Origin of the sequence: Arthrobacter sp. 131MFCol6.1, from assembly GCF_000374925.1 — a bacterium.
Classification (GTDB): Bacteria; Actinomycetota; Actinomycetes; order Actinomycetales; family Micrococcaceae; genus Arthrobacter.
Window position 1 is genome coordinate 58,916 of the sequence record NZ_KB895547.1, and the last position, 20,020, is coordinate 78,935.

At 67.1% G+C, this 20,020-nt stretch carries 18 protein-coding genes; 9 read left to right on the forward strand and 9 right to left on the reverse strand.

What is annotated here, in order from left to right; all coding sequences use genetic code 11:
• Nucleotides 1-76 precede the first annotated feature (76 nt).
• Both C566_RS0113390 and C566_RS0113395 read right to left on the reverse strand, forming a co-directional pair.
• Nucleotides 77-1,123, reverse strand: a complete 1,047-nt coding sequence (locus C566_RS0113390) for a LacI family DNA-binding transcriptional regulator (RefSeq protein ID WP_018774858.1) — start codon at nt 1,121-1,123, stop codon at nt 77-79.
• A gap of 184 nt (nt 1,124-1,307) precedes the next feature.
• Nucleotides 1,308-1,925, reverse strand: coding sequence for an alpha/beta hydrolase (locus C566_RS0113395; protein ID WP_018774859.1), 618 nt, complete (start codon nt 1,923-1,925; stop codon nt 1,308-1,310).
• 259 nt (nt 1,926-2,184) lie between these two features.
• On the opposite strand from C566_RS0113395, the gene C566_RS0113400 reads away from it, so the two are divergent.
• From C566_RS0113400 to C566_RS0113425, 6 genes are all read left to right on the forward strand, one after another.
• Nucleotides 2,185-2,448 (forward strand): DUF6458 family protein, encoded by a 264-nt coding sequence (locus C566_RS0113400; RefSeq protein WP_018774860.1) that lies wholly within the window; start codon nt 2,185-2,187, stop codon nt 2,446-2,448.
• Nucleotides 2,449-2,956: 508 nt separating this feature from the next.
• A complete protein-coding gene (locus tag C566_RS0113405; RefSeq protein ID WP_018774861.1) occupies nt 2,957-3,775 on the forward strand; it encodes a DeoR/GlpR family DNA-binding transcription regulator in 819 nt (272 codons plus the stop codon).
• Entirely contained in the window at nt 3,772-4,758 is a 987-nt protein-coding gene (locus C566_RS0113410; protein ID WP_018774862.1) for a 1-phosphofructokinase family hexose kinase, read from the forward strand. The genes C566_RS0113405 and C566_RS0113410 overlap by 4 nt, the downstream gene beginning before the upstream one ends.
• A 2-nt stretch (nt 4,759-4,760) precedes the next feature.
• On the forward strand, nt 4,761-6,839 hold the full coding sequence (locus tag C566_RS0113415) for a PTS fructose transporter subunit IIABC (protein ID WP_018774863.1): 2,079 nt from the start codon (nt 4,761-4,763) through the stop codon (nt 6,837-6,839).
• 68 nt (nt 6,840-6,907) lie between these two features.
• The gene (locus tag C566_RS0113420) at nt 6,908-7,189 is read left to right on the forward strand and encodes an HPr family phosphocarrier protein (RefSeq protein WP_018774864.1); all 282 of its coding nucleotides are present in this window, start codon (nt 6,908-6,910) and stop codon (nt 7,187-7,189) included.
• Nucleotides 7,190-7,512: 323 nt separating this feature from the next.
• Nucleotides 7,513-7,800, forward strand: coding sequence for a DUF7218 family protein (locus C566_RS0113425; RefSeq protein WP_018774865.1), 288 nt, complete (start codon nt 7,513-7,515; stop codon nt 7,798-7,800).
• A 35-nt stretch (nt 7,801-7,835) separates the two neighbouring features.
• Here C566_RS0113425 and ku read toward each other — a convergent pair whose 3' ends face one another.
• Nucleotides 7,836-8,837 (reverse strand): non-homologous end joining protein Ku, encoded by a 1,002-nt coding sequence (ku, locus tag C566_RS0113430; protein WP_018774866.1) that lies wholly within the window; start codon nt 8,835-8,837, stop codon nt 7,836-7,838.
• 67 nt (nt 8,838-8,904) lie between these two features.
• On the opposite strand from ku, the gene C566_RS0113435 reads away from it, so the two are divergent.
• The gene (locus C566_RS0113435; protein ID WP_018774867.1) at nt 8,905-11,502 is read left to right on the forward strand and encodes an ATP-dependent DNA ligase; all 2,598 of its coding nucleotides are present in this window, start codon (nt 8,905-8,907) and stop codon (nt 11,500-11,502) included.
• A 25-nt stretch (nt 11,503-11,527) separates the two neighbouring features.
• Here C566_RS0113435 and C566_RS22415 read toward each other — a convergent pair whose 3' ends face one another.
• A complete protein-coding gene (locus tag C566_RS22415) occupies nt 11,528-11,785 on the reverse strand; it encodes a hypothetical protein (RefSeq protein ID WP_026539459.1) in 258 nt (85 codons plus the stop codon).
• A 370-nt stretch (nt 11,786-12,155) separates the two neighbouring features.
• Here C566_RS22415 and C566_RS0113445 point away from each other — a divergent pair, with 370 nt between their 5' ends.
• Both C566_RS0113445 and C566_RS0113450 read left to right on the forward strand, forming a co-directional pair.
• On the forward strand, nt 12,156-13,757 hold the full coding sequence (locus tag C566_RS0113445) for an MFS transporter (RefSeq protein WP_018774869.1): 1,602 nt from the start codon (nt 12,156-12,158) through the stop codon (nt 13,755-13,757).
• A 228-nt stretch (nt 13,758-13,985) separates the two neighbouring features.
• Nucleotides 13,986-15,026 (forward strand): FUSC family protein, encoded by a 1,041-nt coding sequence (locus C566_RS0113450; protein WP_018774870.1) that lies wholly within the window; start codon nt 13,986-13,988, stop codon nt 15,024-15,026.
• A gap of 86 nt (nt 15,027-15,112) precedes the next feature.
• Here the strand turns inward: C566_RS0113450 and C566_RS0113455 are convergent, their stop codons facing one another.
• From C566_RS0113455 to C566_RS0113475, 5 genes are all read right to left on the reverse strand, one after another.
• On the reverse strand, nt 15,113-16,444 hold the full coding sequence (locus C566_RS0113455; RefSeq protein WP_018774871.1) for a purine-cytosine permease family protein: 1,332 nt from the start codon (nt 16,442-16,444) through the stop codon (nt 15,113-15,115).
• Nucleotides 16,445-16,539: 95 nt separating this feature from the next.
• Nucleotides 16,540-17,499 (reverse strand): biotin-dependent carboxyltransferase family protein, encoded by a 960-nt coding sequence (locus tag C566_RS0113460; protein WP_026266678.1) that lies wholly within the window; start codon nt 17,497-17,499, stop codon nt 16,540-16,542.
• A complete protein-coding gene (locus C566_RS0113465; protein ID WP_018774873.1) occupies nt 17,489-18,400 on the reverse strand; it encodes a 5-oxoprolinase subunit B family protein in 912 nt (303 codons plus the stop codon). Before C566_RS0113465 ends, C566_RS0113460 begins: the two co-directional genes overlap by 11 nt.
• Nucleotides 18,397-19,752: an acetyl-CoA carboxylase biotin carboxylase subunit gene (locus C566_RS0113470; RefSeq protein ID WP_018774874.1), complete on the reverse strand. Its 1,356-nt coding sequence runs from the start codon at nt 19,750-19,752 to the stop codon at nt 18,397-18,399. The genes C566_RS0113465 and C566_RS0113470 overlap by 4 nt, the downstream gene beginning before the upstream one ends.
• Entirely contained in the window at nt 19,749-19,994 is a 246-nt protein-coding gene (locus C566_RS0113475) for an acetyl-CoA carboxylase (protein ID WP_018774875.1), read from the reverse strand. The genes C566_RS0113470 and C566_RS0113475 overlap by 4 nt, the downstream gene beginning before the upstream one ends.
• Nucleotides 19,995-20,020: the final 26 nt, after the last annotated feature.

Here is a 20,020-nt window from a genome sequence, read left to right on the forward strand (position 1 = left end):
TCAAAGTGATGGTCTGGGGCAGTCAGCTCAGGGCTGCTCTGCTTGGGGGCCGTTCCGGCGGCGGACACCGTCCGGATCAGCGCCGGCGCGTGCTGGTGCGCTCTACCAATTTGGTGTCCATCAGATGGTTCGACGGCGGACTGGCAGGCGGCGGATTGGGAAGTCCTGAGCGATGAAGTCTGTCAATCAGCAGGTTGGCCGCCAACGCGCCCTGGTCGGCAACTGGCTGGGCAATTGTGGTCAGGCCCAGGAACCAACTCATCTGATGATCGTCTATTCCTATGATGGACACGTTTTCCGGCGCTGACAAACCGAACTCCCGCATTGCCATGAGCGCGCCGAAGGCTGCCTCGTCGCAACCGGCGAAGATCGCGGACGGCATCCTGCGGTTTTCCACGAGCTCCACCATGGCCAGCCGGCCGCCTTCGATGCTGGAGCCGGCGTCGAGCACGAGGTCCGGATCGACGGCGAGGCCGTGGCCGGCCAGGGCCTGCTCGAAGCCCCGCCGCCGCTCGCTGGCGGTCACGAGGGAGGGTTCGCCGGTTTCGCTGCCGGAAAGGATGGCAATGTTCCGGTGGCCCAGGTCCAGCAGGTGGTTCGTGGCGGTGCGGGCGGCTTCGGCGTTGTCGATGCCCACGTTGTCCCACAGCACGCCGTGCATCCCCACGCTGGCCACGGCGAGGCCCGACCCGGCGAGCGCGGCCGTTTCGGCCTCATCCAGGGCGATGTTGAACAGCAGTACCCCATCCACCCGCTGCGCCAGGCCGGCGAGGTCGCCAAAGAGGTTCCGCTTCACGCTGGGCCGGTTCCGGAGGCTGATCAGCACCGTGTCATAGCCGCTGTCGGCGAAGACTTCCTCGGCCGCTTCCACGGCCCGGGCAAAGAACCATGCCGTGGCCGTCGGGGCGATGATGGCCACCGAGCCGGTGTTGCCGCCGGCCAGCCGGGATGCCGCGGAGGAGGCTTTGTAGCCGAGCTGGGCCGCCGCGTCACTGACCCTTGCCTTGGCCTGTGCTGAGATGTTGGGAAGCTGCCGGAGGGCACGGGAGACGGTGCAGATGGAGAGCCCGGAGAGCGCGGCGACGTCCTGGATCCTGACGCGCGGGGAGTTGGCCTGCGGCACGGGCTCAGCCCTTTCTTCCCCCTGAAGTCGTAGGCCCGGTGTTCATGGCCGAGGTCGATTGTAAGCGCTTACATATTTGGCATGCAAGTGGATGATCCGGGGTTTCGGCTGCGGGATTGGCGCGGGTTGGCGCGGGTCCCCGGCGCCGGGTCAGTGCCCGGTCATCACCTCTGTCTACACCCGGTCAGCGCAGGACGTAGTGCCGCAGGAACGCGCTGACGTCCACGAGTTCTGCCTTCGAGATCGTGTGGCCCATGCCCGGATAGGTCCTGGCCGTGAGCTGGGTGTTCCGGTTCAGCCACGCCTCGGTGTGCTCGGTGGCTGCGTCGTTAATGACGACGTCGCCCTTGTCCCGGCCCCAAAAGAACGGCGGCCGGGCAGTGAAGGATTCGCTCATGGCCAGGAGTTCGTTGTCCAGGACAAAGCCCGAGAGCCCCACAGCTGCGCGGAATTGTTCCGGCCGGAGCCGCAGGAGCGTGCTGGCCATGGCCATCCCCTGCGAAAATCCGAACAGGCTGACGCTGCTGTGCCGGGCTTTGACCGTCTCGATCCAGGCGAAGACCGCGTTCGTGGAGGCGATGACGTCGGCAAAGTCATGGGTGAGGAAATAGTCCAGCAGGAACCAGCCGTAGTGGTCTCCAATGTCCTTCGGTCCACGCAGTGCGGCGCAGCTGAACTCGGACGGCAGGGAAGCGAACAGCTTGGACATACGGAATTCGTCCGTACCGTAGCCGTGCAGCATCACCAGCAGCGGGGTGCCGCCGCGTTCATGCTCGGGTTTTGACCAGATCACCGTCTCCATTGGCCCAGCCTATCCAGCACCGCCGCACGCTCGGCCCCGCGCCCGTTGGTGCTGCGCGGTTTCCGCCGCGGAATCGGACCTCCGCACCCCGGATCGGTGGCGCATCCGTCCGAAAAGGGCGCGGCTGGCCGAAACCGGCGCGAAAATTTCCCCGCGGGGCGGAGGGCGCTTCATTGAAACAGCCGTGGCGGGGTTGTAGCGTGACGCTGGACAGCATGCTTACCATCATCGGCCCGTCCCGGGCATCAAGGAGCACGTTATGAGAATCGGTTCCGCAATCTTCCTCATCGCCATCGGCGCCATCCTCGCCTGGGCCGTCGCCCCGGGGCTGATCCCCAACGTAAACCAGGCCATGATCGGCTACATCCTGATGGCGGTCGGCGTGATTGGACTCATCGCTTCACTCGTCCTCGCCGGCCCCGGACGCGGCCGCACGCGCCGGGTCAGCGAAAGCCGCACGGTAGTGGACCCCAACACCGGCGAGACCATCACCCGCAATGAGAGCCGCGACGCAGGCATCTGAGATTTCCCCGCACCCACTGCGCGGCGCGGAACCCAACGACCCGGAAGCCGGGCCGGACCTCAAGGTCGGGCCCGGCTTCCGTCATGTGGCCCACCCGCGCACAACCGTGGCACATGCCCAGCCCGCGGGCCGGCCCATGGACATAACCCCCAAATGCCCACTCCCCGGCCCGACCACTGGACATGCCCCCCGGCGCCCGGCCCGCAACCACCTGAACCGCAGCACATGCCCAGCGCCCGCGGCGGACCATGGACATAACCCCCAAATGCCCACTCCCCGGCCCGACCACTGGACATGCCCCGCGGCGCCGGCCCGACCACTGGACATGTCCCGTGGCAAAGGCACCCTTTCTGCGTTCATGTGGTTTTTCATTGACAAACCAACAAGAACAAAGATAAAGTCAAACAATTCCACTTCATGTGACGGGAGTCACCGAAGCGGCCAGGGCGCATTTCCAGCACTACAGCCAGCAAGAACCAGGACAGACGCAGTACGCAATGGAGGGTAAGTGTTCGCCGAAGAACGCCAGCAGCTGATCGTGGGGCTCATCTACGCCAGCGGCCGGGCCAGCGTCACTGACCTGGCCGAGCGCTTCAGTATCACCACCGAAACCATCCGCCGGGACCTCGCCGCCCTGGAAGCCTCCGGCAGCGTCCGCCGGGTGCACGGCGGCGCGGTCTCTCCGGACCGGTTCAGCACCACGGAAGAAAGCATCCTGGAGCGGACCGTCCAGCGGCAGCCCGAGAAGACCCGGATCGCCGAGGCCGCCCTGGCCCTCATCCCCCAGGGCCTCACCGGCAGCATCCTGATCGACGCCGGCTCCACCACGGAGGCCCTCGCCGAACTCCTGTCGGCCCGGGCCGCGGGAGCTGCCGCGCAGGGCACCGCGCCGGGCCCCGGGTCCGACGCCGAACTCGTCGTCATCACCCACTCCCTGCCCATCGCGTCCAGGCTGTCGGGCGGCCCCGGGATCGCCCTGCACCTGCTCGGCGGCAAGGTCCGCGGCCTGACCCAGGCCGCCGTGGGCCAGTCCACGGTGGAAGCCGCCCGCCGGATCCGCCCGGACATCGCCTTCATCGGTACCAACGGTATCCATGCAGCCTTCGGGCTGAGCACACCCGATCCTGAAGAAGCCGCTGTCAAGGCTGCCTTCGTCCAATCAGCGCGCCGCATTGTGGTGCTGGCTGATTCCTCCAAGCTGGACGCGGAAACGCTGGTCCAGTTCGCCTCGTTGAAAGATCTGGACACCGTGATCACAGACACGCAACCCAGCCGGGAACTCGCCGACGCCCTTGCGGAAGCCGGAGTGGAGGTGGTGGTCGCGTGATTGTCACCCTCACCGCCAACCCCAGCCTGGACCGCACCGTGGCGCTGCCCGGCCCCCTCCTCCGCGGGGAAGTTCAGCGGGCCATTTCCGTCCGCCAGGAATCCGGCGGCAAAGGAGTCAACGTCTCCCGCGCCCTCGTCGCGTCGGGGCTGAAGACAGTCGCCGTTCTCCCCGGCGCCGAGGCCGACCCTGTCCTGACCGGGCTGCGGGAGACCGACGTTCCGTTCGCGGCCCTGCCGATCGGTGAGCCGCTGCGCAGCAACGTGGCCCTCACTGAGCCCGGCGGCGTCACCACCAAGATCAATGAACCCGGACCGGCCCTCAGCGAGGACCAGCAGGAGGCCCTGATCAGCCTCCTGCTGGACCACGCCCGCGGCGCCGCCTGGGTAGTCCTGGCCGGCTCGCTCCCACCCGGGGTCCCGGCCGACTTCTACGCGACCGTCACCCGGCGGCTGCGTTCCCTGTTCGACGGCGAGGCCGCACCACGGGTCGCCGTCGATTCCTCCGGCGAGCCCCTCGCCGCAGCGGTCTCCGGCGATACCTCGGGAAAACCGGACCTCTTGAAACCCAACGCCGAGGAACTGGTGGAACTGGCTGCCGCAGCCGGTTTCGCCACGAACAAGTCCGCCGAGGAGCTCGAAGCGGACCCGGAGGCTGCAGCAGCTGCCGCCTCCGCCGTCGTGCGCTCCGGAGTGGGTGCCGTACTGGCCACCCTCGGCTCCAAGGGTGCCGTTCTAGTGACGGCCGACGGCGCGTGGCTGGCCACGCACCCGCCGGTCACCGCGGTCAGCACTGTCGGCGCCGGCGATTCCTCGCTGGCCGGATACCTGCTCGCATCCAGCCAGGGCGCCGCCCCGGTCGATTGCCTCCGTCAGGCGGTGGCCCATGGTGCCGCCGCCGCTTCCCTGCCTGGCTCCACTGTCCCGGCAGTCAACCAAACCACCCCTGATGCCGTAACCATCACGGCCCTCCGGAAGGATTGACAGTGACACAGCTCATTACCACCGAACTGGTCGAGCTCGACCAGAACCTGGGCAGCTCGCCCGAGGACGTGATCCGGCATCTGGCAGGCAGGGTTGCTGACACCGGACGCGCCACCGAGGCCGAAGGGCTTTTCGCCGACGCCTTCGCCCGCGAATCCAAGACCGCCACGGGCGTCCCGGGCGGCATCGCGATCCCGCACTGCCGCTCGACGGCGGTCACTGAACCCACCCTGGCGATGGCGCGGCTGTCCCAGCCGGTCGACTTCGGCGCCAAGGACGGGCCCGCGGACATCATCTTCTTCATCGCCGCTCCCGAGGGCGCGGACCAGGACCACCTGAAGCTGCTTTCGAAGCTGGCGCGGTCGCTGATCAAGAAGGACTTCACGGCCAGCCTGCGCGCCGCGACCACCGAGGCGGAAATTGTCGACCTCGTCGACGCCGCCCTGGCGGACAAGCCGGCCGCCCACACCGCTGCCGAAGCGACCGGCGCCGCATCCGCGACCGCCGCCTCAACCGTGGCGGCCGCAACCGGTGAAGGTGCCGGCGCAGCGAAGGCCAAGGGGCCCAAGCGCCTCGTCGCCGTGACGGCCTGCCCCACCGGCATCGCCCACACCTATATGGCCGCCGACTCGCTCGTCGCCGCGGCCAAGGAAGTCGGTGTGGACCTGCAGGTGGAAACCCAGGGATCCTCCGGCGCCAAGGCCCTCGACCCCGCCGTGATCGCCGCCGCCGATGCCGTGATCTTCGCCGTGGACGTGGACGTGCGCGGCAAGGAGCGCTTCGCCGGCATGCCGGTGATCAACGCGCCGGTCAAGCGCGGCATCGACGAACCCGACAAGATGGTCGCCGAGGCACTGGCCGCAGCGGATAACCCGCACGCCCACCGCGTGCCCCACTTCGGCGCCGAGGAGCAGGCTGAGATGGCCGCCGAGGAAAAGAGTGAGCACATTGGCACGAAGCTGAAGAAGGCCCTCCTGACCGGTGTCAGCTACATGATCCCGTTCGTGGCCGGCGGCGGCCTGCTGATCGCCCTCGGCTTCCTCTTGGGCGGCTACGACATCACCGCCTTCGCGGACAAGATCCTGGCGCAGAACAGCCTCTTCAACCTGCCCACCGAATACCCGGAACTGGCCTGGGGCCCGCTGGGCGCGTACCTGGGTTCCGTGCTCTTCAAGATCGGCGCCCTGTCCCTGGGCTTCCTCGTGCCTGCACTGGCCGGCTACATTGCCTACGCCATCGCTGACCGGCCCGGCATCGCCCCCGGTTTCGTTGCCGGTGCCACCGCCGTCTTCATGGGCGCCGGGTTCCTCGGCGGCATCGTGGGCGGCCTGATCGCCGGCTACGTGGCCCATTCGATCGGCAAGCTCAAGGTGGCCCGCTGGCTGCGCGGCCTGATGCCGGTGGTCGTCATCCCGCTCGTGGCGTCGCTCGCGGCGTCTGGCCTGTTGTTCGTGTTCCTGGGCGCCTACATCGCCCGGGTCACTGTCGGGCTCAACGACTTCCTGGCCGGCCTCACCGGCGCCAGTGCCGTCGCCCTGGGTATCATCCTGGGCCTGATGATGTGCTTCGACCTCGGCGGTCCGGTCAACAAGGTTGCCTACTCCTTCGCCGTCGCCGGCCTGGGCGCAGCCTCCATCACCAACCAGGCACCGTGGCAGATCATGGCGGCCGTCATGGCTGCCGGCATGGTCCCGCCGCTGGCCATGGCACTGGCCGCGACCGTGCTGAACAAGAGGCTCTTCAGCCTGGCGGAGCAGGAAAACGGCAAGGCCGCCTGGCTGCTGGGAGCCTCCTTCATCACCGAAGGCGCCATCCCCTTCGCGGCCGCGGACCCGTTCCGCGTCATCCCCGCCAGCATGCTCGGCGGCGCCGTAACCGGAGCCATCTCAATGGCGGCGGGCGTGGGGTCGAAGGCCCCGCATGGCGGAATCTTCGTCTTCTTCGCGATCGATTCGTTCCTGTGGTTCTGCATCGCCATTGCGGTCGGTACCGTCGTAGGTGCCTTCGCCGTGATCGCGCTCAAGCGCTGGGCAGTCAAGAAGCCGGTTGATACGGTGGAAACTGTTCCCGTAGCCGCCTGAACCAGGACACTTTTTCCAAGCAGATTCTCACAGCTGACAAACACCCAAGCTGACTTCAAGGAGCAGAAATGACCGAACGTAACGCCACCATTGCCAGCCGCGTCGGGCTGCACGCCCGTCCGGCCGCCATCTTCGCCGAGGCTGCAGGCGAGTTCGACAACCTCGAGATCACGATTGCCCGGTTGGGCGAGCCCGAGGACGAGGCAATGGACGCCGCCAGCATCCTGTCGCTGATGAGCCTTGGCGCATCGCACGGCGAAGTTGTGGTGTTGCGTGCCGAAGGTGAAGGCGCCGACGCCGCACTCGACCGCCTGGTGCAGATCCTTGAGACGGATCACGACGCCGAATAGCCTCACCTTCCGGCCCCGCGCCGGAACACCGGCAGCTTCAGTTGGCCCGGCCGCCCCCGATGAGGGGCCGGCCGGGCCTTCGCGTTTCCTGCCGCCACGTTCAATGGCAACGCGGGGTCACTTACGGCCCATTCCGTTGGGGAACTTGGGCGCTAAGTGACCCCGCGTTGCTCTGGCGGCGGACCGTCAGTGACCGCTTTTGTCAGTGAACTTAGCAAATGCTTGTCACGGCCCGGCGGCGCGGCTAGTTTGGAATCCCCGGCGGCACCGACCGCGGGCCGCCGCCCAAGTGGTTCCCGGCCGAAGGAGATGATCGCGCAGCCATGCCAACGAAGAAGGGCGAGCCCCAAGGCTCGGAGAGCCCCAGCATCAAGGACCCCGAGCTCTATGAGAAGCTGCTCGAGGACGGCGCCTCCAAGCAAAAAGCCGCCAGGATCTCCAACGCCGCCGCCAAGCGGGGCCGTTCCTCAGTCGGCCGCAAGGGCGGCAAGGCCGGGGACTACGAGGACTGGACCGTGCCGCAGCTGAAGGCACGCGCCAAGGAGATCGGCCTCACGGGATATTCGGCCAAGAAGAAGAGCGAGCTCATCTCCGCCCTGCGGAACTCCTGATTAGCGTGCACGACGGCACCGGCAGGCACCCGGGTTCAGGCACCCTTTCGGGCCGTCTTCGCGGCGGTCGCTTTGGGAGCCGCTTCAGTCTTGGCCGCCGCCGCAGTCTTGGCGGAAGCAGTCCGGGTGGACGCCGCCTTGGTGGCTGTGGATTTAGTGCCAGTGGACTTGGATGCCGACGCCCTGGCGGCAGCCTTCGGGGCGGCCTTGGCAGCAGAACCGGATGGCCCGGCAGGGGTTTCCGCCGGCCCTCCGCCGCGCTTTTTCTCGATGCTGCGCTTGAGGGCTTCCATCAGGTCGATAACTTCGCCCTCGCCGGCCTCGGCAGGGGCACCGAAGGTCTCCTCCGTGTCCAGCGATTCCCCTTTGTCCAGCTTCGCCTCAATCAGCTGGCGCAACTGCTCCTGGTACTCGTCCGTGAACTGGTCCGGCTCAAAGTCGGAGGCCATCGAGTCAACCAGGGCGGCGGACATCTCGCGTTCCTGCGCCGAGATCCGGACGGAGGTCTCGAGTGCCGGGAAGCTGGCCGCGCGGACCTCATCGGCCCACAGCAGCGACTGCAGCACCAGGACCTCGTCGCGAATCCTCAGCGCGCCAAGCCGCGTCTTGTCCCGGAGCGCGAACTGCACAATTGCCACCCGGTCCGTGTCCTCCAGGGCGCGCCGCAGCAGCACATAGGCCTTGGGCGACTTGGAGTCGGGTTCAAGGTAGTAGCTCTTTTCAAACATCATGGGATCGAGCTGGTCGACCGGAACGAACTGGACCACTTCGATTTCGTGGCTGTTTTCCGCCGGGATGGACTTGAGCTCGTCGCGGGTCAGGACCACCGTGCGGCCATCGTCCTCGTAGGCCTTGTCGATGTCCTCGTAGTCGATGATCTTGCTGCAGACCTCGCAACGGCGCTGGTAGCGGATCCGACCGCCGTCGGCGTTGTGGACCTGGTGCAGGCTGATGTCGTGGTCCTCGGTGGCGCTGTAGACCTTGACCGGCACGTTGACCAGCCCGAACGCTATTGCGCCTTTCCAGATGGCTCTCATGGATCAAGTGAACCTCACAGTTGCGCGGAGGTGAAGGGTTTTGCCCAACGGTAAGGAACGCGTCCGGGTGGACGGACGCGAACTGGTGCTCACCAACCTGGAAAAAATCATGTACCCGGAGACGGGCACCACCAAGGCCGACGTCCTGGCCTACTACGCCGCCGTCGCGCCCGTGCTGATCCCCGCCGCCCGCAACCGGCCGGCCACCCGGAAGCGCTGGGTCCACGGCGTCGGGACCGCCGACGCCCCGGGAGAGATGTTCTTCCAGAAGAACCTGGACCATTCAACACCCGGCTGGGTGCCCCGCGCCTCCATCACGCACAAGGACCGGACCATCCAATATCCCTTGATCAATGATCCCGCCACCCTCACCTGGCTGGCCCAGATCGCAGCCCTGGAGATCCACGTGCCGCAGTGGCGGGTTGACTCCCACGGCAATGCGTCGCCGCCCGACCGGCTGGTGCTGGACCTGGACCCGGGCGAGGGCGCGGGACTGGCGGAGTGCGTGGAGGTGGCCCGGCTGGCCCGCACCATCCTGCAGGACGTCGGCCTGGATCCCGTGCCGGTGACGAGCGGCAGCAAGGGCATCCACCTCTACGCGGCCCTGGACGGGTCGCAGAGTTCGGACCAGATTTCCGACTTCGCCCGCGAACTGGCCCGCTCGCTCGAAGCCGACCACCCGGATCTGGCCGTCAGCGACATGAAAAAGGCCCTGCGCACCGGCAAGGTGCTGGTGGACTGGAGCCAGAACAACGCCGCCAAGACCACGATCGTGCCGTACTCGCTGCGCGGCCGGCTCCGGCCGACAGTGGCCGCGCCGCGCACGTGGCGGGAACTCAACTCCCCCTCGCTGCACCAGCTGGACTACCAGGAGGTGATGAAGCGCGTCGCGGCCGGCAAGGATCCGTTCGCCCCGGTTTCCGGCGGCCGGCATGGCGCCGGCACCCCGGCGCCGCACTCACCGCACGCGCCGGACCACCGGGCGGACCATCCGGCTGACCATACGCTCGGGGGAAGGGCTGAAATCTCTCCCGAGCAGGCCGGCGACGGCGGCGACACCGACCCGCGGCTGGAAAAGTACCGCACCAAACGGGACAGGGCGGGCACTCCCGAGCCCTTCACCGCGGACCGGCACCAGGCCGGGGACAAGGGCGGGACACGCCGGGAGAAGTTCGTCATCCAGGAACACCACGCCAGCCGGCTGCACTACGACTTCCGGCTGGAACGCGACGGCGTGCTGGTGTCCTGGGCACTGCCCAAGGGCGTCCCGACCAGCAAAACCAAGAACCACCTCGCGGTCCAGACCGAGGACCACCCGATGGACTACGCCGACTTCGAAGGTGCGATTCCCAAGGGCCAATACGGCGCCGGGACCGTCAGCATCTGGGACCACGGACACTACGAATGCGAGAAATGGATCGCGGGGAAGGAGGTCATCGCCACCCTGACCGGCGCGGAGGGCGGGGGCCTCGGCGGACCGCGCAGGTTCGCCCTGATCCACACCGGCCAGGCCGATGACCAGTGGCTGATCCACCTGATGGACCCGGCCGGCCCGCACGACCGCCCCGGCCCGCGGCGCCCAGCCCGCACAGAGGACGACACCGCGGACGAGGCAGCGGACGACGCCGATAAGGACGGGGACGGCGGCCGCCGCGAGGACGGAGCGGAAACCGGCACCGGCGCCGAATGTGCCCCCGACGCCTCCGGATTCAGCCCGATGCTGGCCACGTCGGGGACCCTGGCGGACCTTCCGGACCTGGACTGGCAGATCGAGCTCAAGTGGGACGGAGTGCGGGCACTGGTCATCGGTGACGCCACGAAGATCCGGCTCATCAGCCGCAACGGCATCGACATGTCGGTGAGCTACCCCGAGCTCACGGACCGGTCCCGCTGGCCGGAACAGGGCTTCGTCGCCGACGGCGAGATCATCGCCGTCGGGCGCACCGGCCGGCCCGACTTCGGGCTGCTGCAGGGCCGCATGAAACTGAGCAAGGCCGCCGACGTCGCCCGGGCGCAGGAATCCATGCCCGTGCGGCTGATGCTGTTCGATCTGCTGTTCGACGCCGGCCAGGACCTGCGGCGCCAGCCGCTGAGTGAGCGCCGCCGCCGGCTGGAGCAGTTCTTCCGCCCTTCCGCCGCCCCGGTGGAGCTCTCCGGCGTGATCGACGGCGACGTCGCGCACATCCTGGAAAGCGCCGCCGAGCTCGGGCTCGAGGGGGTCATGGCCAAGCGCACGGACGGGCGCTATGTCGGCCAGCGCAGCCGGTCCTGGCTCAAGCTCAAGGTTGAACGGACCCAGGAAGTGGTGGTGGGCGGCTGGCGGCCCGGCAAGGGCGGCCGCCGGGAATCCGTGGGTTCGCTGCTGCTGGGGATTCCGGACGGCTCGAAGCTACGCTACGTGGGCCGGGTGGGCAGCGGCTTCAGCACCCGTGAACTCAAGGAACTCCGGCAGCAACTCGACGCCCTGCCACGGAAGACCTCCCCGTTCCGGGAGGTGCCGGACGCTGACGCCGCAGACGCCAACTGGGTGAGCGCAAAACTGGTCGGCGAGGTCACCTTCGGGGAATGGACCGGCAGCGGGAAGCTCCGGCACCCGGTGTGGCGCGGCTGGCGCCTGGATAAGGCGCCAGCCGACGTCGTGGCCGACCCTGCCGCCGGCCCCTAGTCATGTGGGGCCGGCCGCGATGGGGCTAGTCGTGGTGGGGCAGCTGCGGACGGCTCTGCCGGTGCATGGCTCCGGCGGCCACTTGCTGGCCTTGCCGCCCGCGGGCGCTGTCGCGGTCCTTGGGGTGCCGCTGCTTGCCGCTGCCGTCCGGCCATTGTTGTCCCTGGCCAGGCCCGGGGGGAGCGGGATGCAGGGTCTCGGGTCCGGGGGCTTCAGCCATGGACTGCGCCAGATGGCTCGCGACCTCGGGCTCGATTTCTTCTCCGAACTGATGATCCGCCATTGATCTTCCTTTCCGCTGTAATTAACCGCTGTGAAATGAAGTGTCCATCAATCGTAGGACTGCCCCGATGAGATGTCTGTAGCGCCCGCCGTCGGACTTTCCGCCGGCCCGAATCCGACCGAAAACCCCCGCATCTGAGGGCTGGCGCGGAAAATTTTGGCCGCGGCGCCGCAGCGATGGCCGGTTCCCAGTAACCGCGCGGCGAAAGCGGGCAAAAGAAATTGGTGAATTGCCCCCAATTAGCACCCGAAATGGGCGATCATACGGCACGCAACTCGGAAACTCCAGAGAATTCCCGTAAAATTGAAAGCCTGCCCAGAGCGGGGCAGCTACAAGTCGCAAGCAAATGATCTCCCTAGGAGCTTCCCAAATGCCCACAGACCGAAGCACGACCGACTCTTCAGCAGGCGTCATCGACGCCAGCAGAACCAACCAAGGCGCACCCAAGGGTGTGAAGAAACCGAAGCTACGTCGCCGTCGACTCCGCGAGTCCGACGTCAACGTTGTCGACCAGCCGATGCTCAAGAAGGCACTCGGCGGCACCATCGTGGGTAACACCATGGAGTGGTACGACGTCGGCGTGTTCGGCTACCTGATCACCACCATGGGACCGGTCTTCCTGCCGGAAGCGGACAAGTCCGTCCAGACCCTGTTCCTGCTGGGAACCTTCGCCGCCACCTTCATTGCCCGCCCCCTCGGCGGAGTCGTGTTCGGCTGGCTGGGCGACAAGATCGGCCGCCAGAAGGTCCTCGCCGCGACCCTGATGATCATGGCCGCCAGCACCTTCGCCGTCGGGCTCCTGCCCGGCTACGCACAGATCGGCATCTGGGCTGCGGTCCTGCTGGTCCTGTTCAAAGTTATCCAGGGCTTCTCTACCGGCGGTGAATACGCCGGCGCCACGACCTTTGTGAGCGAGTACGCCCCGGACAAGCGCCGCGGATTCTTCGCCAGCTTCCTGGACATGGGCAGCTACCTCGGTTTCGCCCTTGGCGCGGCCCTCGTTTCGGTGCTGCAGCTGACCCTCGGCCAGGACACCATGGAGCAGTGGGGCTGGCGCATCCCGTTCCTCATTGCCGGCCCGCTCGGCCTGATCGCCGTGTACTTCCGGAGCAAGATCGAGGAATCCCCCCAGTTCCAGGCAACCCTGGATGCCCAGGAGAACCTCGCCAAGGACGCAACCGCCGCGGACACCGCAGCCTCCAAGGGCCCGGTGGGCATCGTGAAGGCGTACTGGCGCTCCCTCATCGTGGCGATGATCCTGGTCGCGGCAGCAAACACCGCCGGCTACGCACTGACCTCCTACATGCCGACGTACCTGACGGAGTCCAAGGGCTACGACGAACTGCACGGCACGCTGCTGACCATCCCCGTGCTGGTCATCATGAGCCTCTGCATCCCGCTGACCGGCAAGCTTTCTGACCGGATCGGCCGCCGCCCGGTGCTGTGGATCGGCGCCATCAGCACCGTCGTCCTCGCCACCCCCGCCTTCCTGTTGATCGGCATCGGTGAAATCTGGTCCACGCTGGCCGGCCTTTCCCTGATTGCCTTCCCGGTGACGTTCTACGTGGCCAACCTGGCCTCGGCCCTGCCGGCCCAGTTCCCGACGGCCAGCCGCTACGGCGCCATGGGCATCGCGTACAACTTCTCGGTGGCCATCTTCGGCGGCACCACGCCGTTCATCGTTGCCGCCCTGATCAGCGCAACCGGCAACGACATGATGCCGGCCTACTACCTGATGGCCACCTCGGCGATCGGCGCAGTAGCGATCTACTTCCTGAAGGAATCCGCCCAGATGCCGCTGCCCGGCTCCATGCCGAGCGTGGACACCCAGGCCGAGGCCCGCGAGCTGGTCGCGACGCAGGACGAGAATCCGCTGATCGACCTCGAGCACATGGACATGCCCATGGTCGCACCGGCCGTCGATTCCACCGCAGGGCGCGGGGAAGCCGAGAAAGTCCCGGCCAACGCCTAAGCCTGCTGGTCCGCCCGGACCGGCAGCAGTAGCCCAGGCTACGTAGCTGACTGCCCCGCCCTTTGAGGCCTGTTCCGGATGCTTACCCGTTGGGGGACGCATCCGGGCAGGCCTTAGGCGTGTCCGAACCACTATCAGCTCCCGGGCGACCGGGAAAGCCCGCCCCCCTTGGCACCCCGCGAAAGTTAGGGAACCGGAGAAACCCGGGAAACCGGAGAGGCAGTTGAGATGTCCCTGTTGCACCACATCCGCTCGCTGCACAGCCTGGCCCCGGCCAACAAGGACCACGTGTCGGCTTGGCGGGTGGCGATCAGCGTGGCCGTTCCGTCCCTCGCGCTCCTGGCGGCCGGCCGCCCCGAGCTGGCCGGCTACGCAGTTTTCGGCGCGCTGACCGGCATGTACGGCCGCACCGAGCCTCACCAGCTCCGGCTCCGCCATCAAAGCCAGGCTGCTGTCCTCCTGGTTGCCGGCGTAGGAGTCGGCGTCTTCCTCTCTGTCCACCACATTCATTCGTGGGCCCTGGTGATCATTGAGGCCGCGTTTGCCGGCGTGGGCTCGCTGTTCACGGACAGGACGGCCCTGAAACCCGCCGGTCCCTTCTTCGGGATCCTGGCCCTGGGCGCGTGCGCCTCCGTTCCCGCCGCCGACCCTTGGCAGACGGGCATTCTCATCGCCGCGGGATCGGCCGGGTTCTCCATCATGGTCGGCTTTGGCGGCTGGTTTGTCGGCCGCGCCTGGCACCGCGGGCGGCGGCGGGACGTCACGGTGTTGCGCGGGGCAGGCCGCCGGGCGGCGTGGCTGCATGCCGCCCGCTACGTCACCGCCGTCGGCGGCGCCGGGACCCTGGGGGTCCTCAGTGGCAGCGGCCACCCGCACTGGGCCATGGCCGCGGCGGCGGTACCGCTTGCCGGGGCGGACCTGCCCAGCAGCGTGTACCGCGGCGTCCACCGGATCGTCGGGACACTGGCCGGACTCGTGGTGGTCGCGGCGGTCCTGTTCCCGTGGCCGGGGTCACCGCTGCTGGCCTTCCCCGGTCAGGAGGCCGCCGTCCTGGTCTGCCTGGTGATTGTCTTGCAGTTCAGCACCGAGCTGTTCATGACCCGGCACTACGGCCTCGCCATGGTCTCCTTCACCCCGGTGATCCTGCTGGTCGGACAGCTTGCCGCGCCGGCCGATCCCGGCGTGCTGGTGACCGAACGGGCCGTCGAGACACTGGTGGGCGCCGCCGTCGGGATCGCCGTCGTCGTGTTGATCCGCCGACGGCGGTAACGGTCCCGCCGCCGTCGCTGCACGTCATGCGGCCGCCCGCCTCTGCCGCGGGAGAAGAGGCGGGCAGCCGCCCTGGCGCGATCGGGCTACTGCGGCTCGGCCGCCAGCAGCTCGGCATGTTCCTCGGGCGAGAGGTCCCTGTGTCCGTCCATGACCGGGGGCGGGGAGAGCTTGTAGGCGGCATAGTACAAGCCGGCGGCGAGCGCCATGGTGATCATCGGAGTGAGCTGCGAGACCACGGGCAGCGCCGTCTGCTCGGTCAAAATGATGCCTGTGGCGGAGGCAACCACCCACGCGATGGCTCCGGCGGTGACCGGCTTCAGCCGGCCCGGCCGGACTTCCGGGAAGTACCGCTCCTCTTTCCAGTTCACGGCGATGTACGTCAGCGCGATCGCCACCCAGGCCGTGACGAAGACGCCCTGCCAGGCGAGCGCCTTCAGCAGGTAGCTCAACACGTCCGTGAGCATCAGCAGGAACGCCAGCACTCCGGAGACAATCACCCAGACATACCGTGGCAGGTTGAGGCCGAACACCCGGTGGGCGAAGGCCGAGAGGTTCGTCGACGCGAGGAAGTAGTTGGCCGTATTGATGCGGGTCTGCGAGATGAAAATGACCAGCAGCCCCCAAACACCCAGCGAAGAAATGAAGGCCGTGACCACGCCCGTCTCGGACGCCTCGAGGCCCCACGCACTCATGATGTAGATGCCGACCAGGCCGTTCAGCCCGAACGTGAAGGCATAGAACACCCAGCCGAACGTGACGCTGCCGAGGAATTTGCGGTCCTGGCGTTTGCCCATCCGGGCATAGTCGAAGGTGTACATCATCATGATGTAGACGCCCATGTAGATCAGGTAGGACGTCAGCCAGCCCGGCAGTGCGGAGCTTGCCGCGGCCTCGCCGATCCAATTGGTGGGCACGCCCTGAATCAGGGTCGCGGCGATGACCACTGCGACGAGCCCTGCGAAGTAGAACGGGAGCAGGAACCCATTGAGCCGGTCCAGCCAGTGCTGGACACCGCCGACTGCCAAGGGGACGGCGTAGACCACTACCGCGGCGTACCAGAGCACGAGTTCGCCGCCGAAATATTCGTGGAAGGCGACGGCGATGATGGAACCCTCAAAGACGGCGTAGTAGATGGCCGTGGCCGCAAAGATCAGTGACGCGAGCGCCGATCCCAGCAGTCCGAACAGGGTCCGGGAGAAGACACTCACCGTCAGGCCGGTGCGGGCCGCGTAGCGCGAGAGCACCAGGTTGATGATCCCGTACGTGGCGATTGTGAGGACCATGCCGATGATGGTGTTGGGCACCCCGACGGCCCCGGCCGAGGCCACTGCCACGTAAATCCAGAACATAGCCGAGAACAGGGCCCACCAGGCCATGGTCAGCGACCATTTGCCGACCCGCTGGTCGGCGGGCATTACTAAATTTGAGTACGACAAAGCGACACCTCTGGTGTTGTAGTGATGCAATTGTGCAGCCTGGGGCGGGCGCCACGGGGCTGTGGGGGCGTTGGTTATCCCCAGATGGAACGGCGGAGGGCCTTCCCTTCCGAACGGGCAGCGACGGCTTCCTCCATGCTCACCGCGACGAAACGCGTCTTGGTCCCCGGTGCGCTGCGGGCAAGTGAGTCCATATCCGCGCTGATGACGGTTGCGACCATGGCGTAGCCTCCCCCGGACACGGCGTCGCGGTGCAGGACGATCGGTTCTTTGCCGCCGGGGATCTGGATGGAACCCACCGCATATCCGGCGTCGACGATGTTGGAGGGATCGGAACCGGCACCGAAGGGCTGCTCCCGCTCCTTCCATTCGACCTCCGGCCCGCTGTAGCGCAGGCCCGTCCTGTCGGCCACCGGAGTGAGCGTCCAGGTCGACTCCAGAAGGGTCGCCAGTCCGGCCGCAGTCAGCCGGTGGTCGTAGAGGCCCAGAAGGACCCGGATCTCCGTTTCGGCCGGGAATGCCGGCCGCAGCTCCGGGGCGATCGCGCCCAGGACCTCCCCGGATGCCGTGTCGCCCACAGGGACCTGGTCCCCGGCGGCGAGCTTGCGGCCCTGATAGCCGCCCAGGGCACCAAGGGCGTACGTGGAACGGCTCCCGAGCACCAGCGGCACGTCAATGCCGCCCCGGACTGCCACGTAGTACCGGGTGCCGCCCTGGAGGAATCCGAACGAGACCTCGTCCCCGGCGGCCAGTTCAATGGCCTCCCATTGCGGGGCGGTGGCTCCGTTGACTTTCACTTCCACCGGAGCACCACCCACGGCGATCACTGCGGGCGCGGAGGTGCGGAATTTCGGGCCCAGATAGGTGCATTCGAGCACCGCTTCCTCGGCGGTGTTGCCCACCAGGGCGTTGACGATCTCCGCGGAGAGCTGGTCCATGGAGCCGCCTTGTGGGATTCCCACGTTGTAGTGGCCGAATCTTCCCCGGTCCTGGACCGTCGTTGAGAGGCCTGGTTCCAAGATCTCAAGAGTCATTGAGGTTCTCCAATAGCTTGGTGTTGTAGCTCTCGGGGTCGCCGAGGGCCTCGGCCAGATCGAAGGTGACCGGCACCTGCTTGTAGACGAAGGTTCCCGCGTCCACCTGTTCCTTGATGCTCTTGTATTCGACCTCATCGACGGGGCGGAACTTGACGATGTCGCCGGGTTTGAAGAAGACCATGAAGTCCTTGAAATCGGCCAGGGACTGCGCCGGGTCGAAGATCGGAGCCGCCGCGATCCCGAACATCTGGTAGCCGCCGGCCCCGCGGACGGAATAGATGCAGGCGAAGCAGCCGCCGTGACCGACGGTGAGCGGAGGCGTATCCGTGCGCGGGCTCAGGTATTTCGGCACCTCCAGCTGTTGCTCGCGCGGCACCATCTGGAACATGAACGGCAGCCCGGCCACAAACCCGACCATGGAGACCAGCCAAGGACTGCTGTGGTGGCGCCTGATGAACTCGTCGGCACCGGAGAGATCGTTGACCTCGGCCGCAAAGTCCAGGTCGGTCCCCTCCGGCCGCTGGTGACCGCTGCGGAACCGGGCACCGGTTTCCCGCGTGTAGGGATCGTCGTACCAGACCGGAATCTCGATCAGCCGGGTGTTCAGCACCGGGTGGGAGGCGTTGTCCACTTCGACTTCGATCTCCCGCATGGCGGATTCGAGGTCCGCCGCGCCCAGCAGGTCAGGATCGAAGCGGACCAGCAGGGACGCGTTGGCGGGGCAGATTTCGGTCACGCCGGCCAGCGCCCGGCCACCGAGCCGGGTGGCCATCGAGTTGGATTTGAAGTTCGCGGCGAGGCTCATGGCCTCGGAGATTTCCACGAACAGGAACTCGTCGCCGCCCCAGGTGTAGCGTGCCGTGCCTTTGAGCGAGTCGGCGCTCAGGGTGTCGCTCATGACAGCCCACCCAGGATCTCCGGGGTCGTCTCGATGAACTTGGTGTGGTGCTCCACCGACTTCAGTTCCGGCCGGTGCAGCACGGCGCTCAGCAGCGGGATGGTGGTCGACACGCCCTCGATCGTGATCTCGTCCAGGGCCCGGATGGACCGCCCGATGGCCTCGTCCCGGGTTTCGTCCCAGACGATGATCTTCGCCAGGAGCGAGTCGTAGAACGGCATCACCGTGGATCCGGCAACGAACCCGGAGTCAATGCGGACACCGGGACCGCCCGGCCAGTCGAGGCGTTCCAGCAGCCCGGGGCTGGGCATGAATCCCTTGGCCGGGTCTTCGGCGTTGAGCCGGAACTCGAAGGCATGGCCGCGGAAGACGACGTCTTCCTGGCGCATCCGAAGCGGTTCGCCGGCGGCGATGAGCAGTTGTTCCCGGACCAGGTCAAGGCCCGTGACCATCTCCGTGACGGGGTGCTCCACCTGGAGCCGGGTGTTCATCTCGATGAAGGAGACTTCGTGGTTGACCGCGTCATAGAGGAATTCGACGGTGCCGAGTCCCTTGTAGTGGCACTGCCTGGCAAGCTCCACCGAGGAATCCAGCATGTGCTTGCGGACGGCGTCCGGCAGGTCAGGGGCGGGAGCCTCCTCCAGGATTTTCTGCTGCCGCCGCTGCATGGAGCAGTCCCGGTCACCGAGGTGGACGACGTTGGTGCCGTCCCCGAGGACCTGGACCTCAACGTGCCGGGCGCGTTCCACAAACTTCTCCAGGTAGACGGCGGCACTGCCAAACGCGGCGGCAGCTTCGGCCTGCGCCACGTCGACGGTCGAGGCCAGGTCTTCCGCGCGGGTCACGAGCCGGATTCCGCGCCCGCCGCCGCCTGCGGCCGCCTTGACCACCAGGGGGTAGCCGATCTCGGCCGCGATCTCCAGCAACGCGTCGCCGGTGGGGGCCTCCCCGTGGGTCCCGCGGAGGGTGGGAACGCCAGCGGCCTCAGCCGCCTGCCGTGCCCGCGCCTTGTCCCCCATCAGCTCGATGGCTTCCGGAGACGGGCCCACCCAAATGAGCCCGGCTTCCATGACGGCCCGGGCGAACACCGCATTCTCGGACAGGAAGCCGTAGCCGGGGTGCACCGCGTCGCAGCCGAAGTCGATTGCCGCTTTCAGGACGGCGCCGTGGTTCAGGTAACTTTGGCTGGCGGGGGCGGGACCAATGACCGCGTATTCATCCGCAAGGCGGGCAGCCAGCCCGTCGACATCGGGTTCGCTCGCCACCACCACCGTGCGAATCCCCAGTTCACGTGCTGTGCGGATAATCCGTACTGCGATCTCGCCCCTGTTGGCTATGAGCAGTTTCTTCATGGTTTTTCCTCTATCACTGCAATCACGTCACCCGGATTGACCGTGCCTGAATCCGACACCTCGAACTTGACCAGGTTCCCGGCCACTTCTGTTTTGACTTCGCTGAACTGCTTCATGATTTCGACGACGCCGATCGTCTGGCCCGCCTCGACGTCGTCGCCTTCCTGCACGTAGGGATCCTTGTCCGGGCCGGGCTTGCGGTAGAACACTCCGGGAAGCGGCGAGGTGACTTGGTGTGACATGGTGTGCCTTTCAGTTTGCGGTGGGG